We start from the raw sequence: 6118 nt of genomic DNA, 5'->3' as shown, positions 1-6118 counted from the left end.
GGGTTTACTCCGGCCCCCCCCCCTCCCGCCGGGTTGTGCTGACACGGCCGGGCTGCGGGGGGGACCGGGGCCCGGCCCCGTTTGGGCGCGGGGGGGGGGGGCGGGGCGCCCGGCCGCCCCCGCCGGGTCACGCGACAACGTCAGGACTTATATGGCGACGGAGCGCGGGGTCGAGCAACGCTCGTTTGAAGGCGTACCGTGCGTCACCACTTCCGCCGCGTCTGGAGCACCCACCACTGGCACAACAACCCAAGCCGACGAACCTGAAACCGCCCCCCTCCGCGCAGCCACTGTCCTGCGGAAACTTCTCCGCTCTACGTCCCGCTCCGCTCCACAACTCTTTGCCTTCGGGGGCTTAGGCTTGATCACGCTGCGGTCCGGCGACGGCCTCCCGGCGAAGCGCCCCGAGCTGCTGCCGTACGAGGGACCGGCGGCGTAGGCGGGAGACCGCGTCCCCGCCCGAGCCGCTCTTGTAGGTTCCTACGAACACCCCCATGGCGCTGGCCTGCACGAATCGCCAGTAGAATCCGTACACTGTTCTACCATCCACACCATCTGTGCAGGTCAGAGGGTATGGAAGGCGGCCGAGTAGAGATCGTCTCTCACATTTTCTCACCGGCCGCTTTTGGATCACCTCCGTGGAAGGCGTCCCAGGCAGCCGCCGCAGCCCGCATGTCCTCGGGCGCAACGTGCACGTATTTCCGCTTCGTGAAGTTCGCGTTCGTGTGTCCCGCCCACGCCGCGAGGACGACGTCAGGGACGCCGTTCACGGCGAGGTACGTCAGGCAGGAGTGCCGGGCGTCGTACAGGCGCACCTGACGCAGGCCGAGCCGGCGCATGGTCCGATACGCGTGCTCCCGCAGCTGCCGCGTGTTCAGCGGCAGGCCGAGCTCGTCGACGACCACGTACCCGGTGTCCGTGTACCCCTCGCCCGCGGCCAGCTTCTCCCGGGCCTGCTGCGCCCGGAACTTCTTCAGCGCCTCCCATGGCCACTGAGGCAACGGCAGGGCGCGTTCGCCGGCCGCAGTCTTGGCGTCCTTCTCCAGCACCTTGACGTTGCCGATCATCGTCCTGGTGTTGGTCATCTCGAGGACGCCCCGCTGCAGGTCGATGTCCGTCCAACGCTGCCCGCACACCTCGGCCGGCCGCAGGCCCATCAGCGACAGCAGCAACGGCGCGTACAGCCGGTCGTCCTCGATGCCGCGGATGAAGGTCTGAACCTCGTCGACGGTCCATGGCTTGGGTCGGTCACGCTCGCGCTTGTCGGTCTTCTTGTCTGCGAGCGACACCCGCACATGGACGGCCGGGCTCACTGCGATGAGCCGGCGCACGACAGCCCGGCTCAGCGCCTCCCGCAGGCGGGTCAGGATGCCCTCGACGGTCGACACCGCGAGCCGCGTACCGGGCTCCCCACCCTTCCGGCGTCCGTTGGCGACAAGGCCGTCGATGAAGTCGCGGACGTGGTCCTCGGTGAGCTCCTGGAGACGGACGTGCCCAAGCCGGTCATAGACATGGACGAGGGCGAGCCGGTACGTGCGGATCGTCGTCTCCTCGACGTCCCGCCGCTTGTACTCCAGCCACTGGTCAAGCCACTCCCCCACCGTGATCCTGTTGGGGGCAATCAGGGTTCCCGCGGACCGCTGATGCAGGATGCGGTCGCGCTCGTTCTTGACCTCGGTCTTCGTGTCCTTCGTGATGGTGAGCTGGATCCGCTTGCCGTTCTCGTCGCGGCCGGCGTCGACCACGGTCCGGTAGCGGGTCTTGCCGTTCTGGAGCACCACTTTCTTGACGTTGTCTGCCATCCCCCACCTCCTGTACGAGCGGCGCTACCGCAGCCGCCTTAGCTGGTTTCGTCGTCCAGGCCGCGCAACGGTTCGGGGAGCAGCGGCGGCTCGTGATTGAGGGATCGAAGGGACCTGCGCATCCCCTGGATCACCTCACGCAGCGACATGGCCAGCATTGCGTCAGCGTCAGCGGCTGTCTCCAGCCGGATCTTGGCGTCGCCTGCGGCAAGGGTCGCTTGAGTACGGTAGTCGGCTGCCCGGCCGGCCAGGCGTAGGCACTCCCGGACAAATTCCTCGTGCTGCCGGTACAGGGCGATCGCCGCGGGCGGCTCCCACCTCGAGACCGCGGCAGGGTCCTCTTCGCCCGCAGGGAAGGGGCGCTCGGCGGCGAACCACTGCACCGCCGACCACATCGGCCCCGACTCGCCGGGCAGCAGTTCTACCTGCGCTTGGTCCAGTGGGAACAGAAGCGTCACGGGCGGCACGTCGAGCGCCCGGGCGAGGACGAGCACGTCGGCGACGGTGACCGTCTGCCTGATGCCCTTCTCGAGCTTCGCGATGACGGAACGGTCCAGAGGGTGGCCGAGTTCGGCGCAGCGGTCAGCGAGGGCCTGAGCTGACATCTTGCGCCCCCCTTTGCCCTCGCGAGCCTTGGCCACCTGCTTGCCGACGCGATCGGCGATGCGTGCGTTGAAGTCCTTCTCAGGGAGTTGTTCCACAACGGAACACTAACCGACCTTGACAGCCCATGCCAGTACATCCATGCTTGTGACCGCCGAGGAACACTCCTCGGATTCACAGGAACATCTGTGTTCCATTATGGAACATCGAGAATCGGAGTCCCCGTGAACCACACTCGCACTGCGACCGCGGTACGAGGCATGTCGGAGGCTGAGGTTCTGGCGCTGCCCGTGTCCGTACCGCTCGAGCTGGCGAACCGCGCACTCGGCATCGGACGCACCCGCGGCTACCAGTGGGCCAAGGAAGGCACCTACCCCATCCAGGTCCTCCGTCACGGCGTCGCCTACCGCTGCCGCCGCGCCGACATCCTCACCTACCTCGGCATGGCCGAGCCGGCCGAGAGCGCCGTCCGATGAAGGCCGCCCCGCCGACCCTCGACGAGATCCGCGGATGGCCCGCCGCCGTCGGCGTACCCGACGCCGCCCGCGCCATCGGTATCTCGAAATCGCAGATGTACGCGCTGATCAAGCGGGACGAGGCCCCCGTCAAGGTGCTGAGCTTCGGCACCCGCCACCGGGTCGTCACCGCCTCGATCGTGCGGCTCCTCGAAGCCGCCTGAGCCGTAACACAGACCCATCCACTCGCGAGGCCGCTCCTCACAGAGGCACCCGCACCGGCCCCGCCTCGCGATCGGACAACGAAGTGCCCGACAAAAGGAGAAGGGCCCGCGCTACCGGGCCCCTCGCGACGACACAAGCGCCGACTTCCTCCAAGCCGAGTGTATCGGCGCAGCAGCTCGTACAGCTCGGACTTGTGCACGGATCCGCCGAGTTGCCCGTCGTCCGCCCCTTGCCTATCTCGACACGCGGCCGCATCGAGACCGCCGTGCGCTGCCCCAGCTGCGACGGATGGCACCGCCACGTCGGGCTAGGCCAGCGACGGGCCCCGTGCGGAGCCCTCTACCGAATCCAGCCTCGCAACGCCACGACCGGGAGCACCACGTGAGCACGAAGCCGAGCTGTCGTCGGCAAGCAGTTCAGGGAGGTGGCCTGTGGGCGTTCGCCTGATCGTCGAGATCCTCGACCACTGGCAGGACATCGGCCTGACACCCGGTGAACGCGGCGACCTGATCGTCCTGGCCGAGAACGCCAACGACTCCAGCCGCGAGACCTGGGGTGCCGTTCACGCCCCGCACATCTTGAAGCGGGCCGCCAAGACACCTGCCTCCTGGCGGATCTCTATCAACCGGCTGATGAAGAAGAAGGCGCTGGAGTTCGCCCTGCGGGACGGCAAGGAACTGCGCGGCTACACCGGCCAGCACGCCGTGTACCGGATCGTCGAGCTGTGCCCCGAGCCCCCGCACAGTGGCTACAAGGGCCACTGCACCAAGCCGGTTGCGGGGTCCTCCGAGGACCTGGCAAACGACGACAGGGGGCCTGACGGGACCTCCGTGGAAGACAGTCCATCCTCCACGGAAGAGGGTTATCCCTCAGCTAACCCAGTCAGTGAAGATCGAGAAGAGGGTTATCTGACAGCTAACCCTGAGGGTTATCTGACAGCTAACGCAGTCGCCGGACTGGGTTATCTGACAGCTACAGAGAGGGTTAGCGGACAGCTAACCCCTACTCCTCTTGTCTCCTCTTTTGATCTCTCCTCTAAGGACTCCCCCTCCTCCTCCGTGACCGAGGACTCCTCAGTCGTGACCGACACGGTCACGGTTGCCGAGGAGGGAGGCGGAGGCGGGGATCCTTTTTCTTCAGAAGATCAAGAACAAGACAAGCCGCTCGCCCGCGCCGAGTCGTTCGTCGACAGCCTCGACTACCGAGGCAAGCAGCCAGGACAGACACGGCGAGCCAAGCTGACCATCCGTGTCGCTGCCGCCTTCAAGGACGGATGGACCGAGAACGGGCTCCGCCGCTACCTCGACATCAGCGACGACCCCAACGTCCGCTCAGCCGCCTCTGTGTACGCGCACCGGCTCGGCGAGAAGGAACTGCCCCCCGCTGCTCCTGATGCCGCTCTGCCGCCCGCCTGCTGGGATTGCCTCGGCATCGACCCCGCGGCAGCGACGGACCCGACGTTGCGCGTCAACCCCATCACGGGCGCTCCGTGCCCCAACTGCCATCCCGCATCCCGGGTACTGCCGCCGGCCTGCAAAACCTGCCTGCAGTACAACCCGGCCGCCGCAACCGACGTCAGCCTGCGCATCGACGCCATGAGCTTCCACGGCGACCCGTGCCCCCGCTGCCACCCGGCAACTGTGGGCCAGAGCCCCGCACTCCCGCCTGCCTGCCAGGCCTGCCTCGAAGAGAACCCGGCATCCCGCACCAACCCTCGCCTGCGCTACCGGGTCGACTCCAACGGAGACATGGCGGGCTGCCCCGACTGCCATCCCAAGCTCGTCGTCGCCCAGGCGACCCGTGACGGCGCGGACGGCGGCATGTGGGACCGGGCCATGGAGCGCGCCCAGCAGCGCATGCAGACGGGCGACTGGCGGGGCGCGGGCCCCGACGAGCGGGTCTCTGGCTGGCTGGCGCTCGCCAACCAGCTCAGCGACTCGCCGTCCAAGACGGACCAGCGCGTAAACCGGGCGATCGAGACCGGCCGCCGACTTCAGGCTGCGGCAGACGCTCGGCCCACCCCTCCCAAGCCCATGATCGCCACGCCTCACCAGCCCTGGCAGAACTATGCCGACCAGTCCGTCTACGACAACGACCTCGGCCAATCCGATCCGGTCGACGACTCCATCTATGACCAGCCTCTCTAGGAGCACCGTGATCAGCCACATCGAAGACGAGACAGCGCCAGGCCAGGCGCCAGGACTGCGGCGGACGGCCGCGTTCGCCCTGGGCTCGCTCGGCATGGAAGCCGTGCGGCGCAGCACACTCCGGGCGCTGCTACCGAAGGGTGAGACGAAGCTGCGCGGCCCGATAGCCCGGGAACGCTGGCACCTCAGCGACCGGAACGGCCTCGGCAAGAACAAGACGTCGGTGGCGTTCGGGCATGCCCTCCAGGACTTCGAAAGGCAGGGCTGGGTGGAGCGCATCCCGGAACTTGTCATCGTCCGCGATCGCCGAGCCCTGCTCGGCTTCGCTCAGGCGCAGCAGCCGGCGGTCACCTGGGACCTGCTCAACATCAAGGGCGCGCTCACCGCAATCCGCAACGACCTTCGACAGGCCCGCGACACCGCGGACCCAGAGCAGCTTGAGCAGCGGCACGACGAGATCAGGGCCCTGCTGTACCTGCTGCACGCACCCGCGGCCGGACCTAGCGCAGCCCACCGCAACACCCTCACCACGATCTAGGAGGACCAGTGACCACCGAGACCGTCATCGCTTTGGGCGACGACCGCGACACCAAGCACATCGTGCAGACCATCGAGGTCAGCACCGGCGAGTGCGCCCACGGGCACGGTAGCTGCGGCAAGCCCGGCGTGATCGCCGTCCGTAACACCGTCGACCAGCAGCGTCCCGCCGAGAACAGCACCCTCCGCATCACGCTCTGCGCCGACCACCGCGGCGATGCCGCCCGGATGCACGAAGCGTGGGTCGCCAGCGCCCGCGAGATGCAGGACCCCGTCAAGCGCGCCGAGTTCCTCGCCAGCGCCGGCGTCACCGACTGATCCAACCGCCAGACGGGCGAACCGCCACGGT

General features: G+C 67.8%; 8 protein-coding genes. 5 read left to right on the top strand and 3 right to left on the bottom strand.

Annotation, left to right across the window (positions count from 1 at the left end; translation table 11 throughout):
• Positions 1-355 precede the first annotated feature (355 nt).
• The 3 genes from ACFY16_RS33275 to ACFY16_RS33265 all read right to left on the bottom strand — a co-directional run bounded on the left by ACFY16_RS33275 (position 356) and on the right by ACFY16_RS33265 (position 2503).
• The gene (locus ACFY16_RS33275; RefSeq protein WP_390650939.1) at positions 356-535 is read right to left on the bottom strand and encodes a hypothetical protein; all 180 of its coding nucleotides are present in this window, start codon (positions 533-535) and stop codon (positions 356-358) included.
• A gap of 67 nt (positions 536-602) precedes the next feature.
• The gene (locus ACFY16_RS33270) at positions 603-1802 is read right to left on the bottom strand and encodes a tyrosine-type recombinase/integrase (protein WP_390650938.1); all 1200 of its coding nucleotides are present in this window, start codon (positions 1800-1802) and stop codon (positions 603-605) included.
• 38 nt (positions 1803-1840) lie between these two features.
• Positions 1841-2503, bottom strand: coding sequence for a helix-turn-helix domain-containing protein (locus tag ACFY16_RS33265; RefSeq protein WP_390650937.1), 663 nt, complete (start codon positions 2501-2503; stop codon positions 1841-1843).
• 162 nt (positions 2504-2665) lie between these two features.
• Between ACFY16_RS33265 and ACFY16_RS33260 the strand changes: the two genes are divergently transcribed.
• From ACFY16_RS33260 to ACFY16_RS33240, 5 genes are all read left to right on the top strand, one after another.
• Positions 2666-2881, top strand: coding sequence for a hypothetical protein (locus tag ACFY16_RS33260; protein ID WP_390650936.1), 216 nt, complete (start codon positions 2666-2668; stop codon positions 2879-2881).
• Entirely contained in the window at positions 2878-3084 is a 207-nt protein-coding gene (locus ACFY16_RS33255) for a DNA-binding protein (RefSeq protein WP_390650935.1), read from the top strand. Before ACFY16_RS33260 ends, ACFY16_RS33255 begins: the two co-directional genes overlap by 4 nt.
• Before the next feature lie 432 nt (positions 3085-3516).
• A complete protein-coding gene (locus ACFY16_RS33250) occupies positions 3517-5232 on the top strand; it encodes a hypothetical protein (RefSeq protein ID WP_390650934.1) in 1716 nt (571 codons plus the stop codon).
• Entirely contained in the window at positions 5216-5770 is a 555-nt protein-coding gene (locus ACFY16_RS33245) for a hypothetical protein (protein WP_390650933.1), read from the top strand. Before ACFY16_RS33250 ends, ACFY16_RS33245 begins: the two co-directional genes overlap by 17 nt.
• A gap of 8 nt (positions 5771-5778) precedes the next feature.
• Positions 5779-6087 carry a hypothetical protein gene (locus ACFY16_RS33240; RefSeq protein ID WP_390650932.1) on the top strand — a complete coding sequence of 103 codons (309 nt, stop codon included), beginning with the start codon at positions 5779-5781 and terminating at the stop codon, positions 6085-6087.
• Positions 6088-6118 lie beyond the last annotated feature (31 nt).

It is taken from the genome of Streptomyces sp. NPDC001315 (assembly GCF_042896175.1).
In the GTDB taxonomy this organism is placed as follows: domain Bacteria; phylum Actinomycetota; class Actinomycetes; order Streptomycetales; family Streptomycetaceae; genus Streptomyces.
This window is presented reverse-complemented; position numbering and strand designations above follow the sequence as displayed.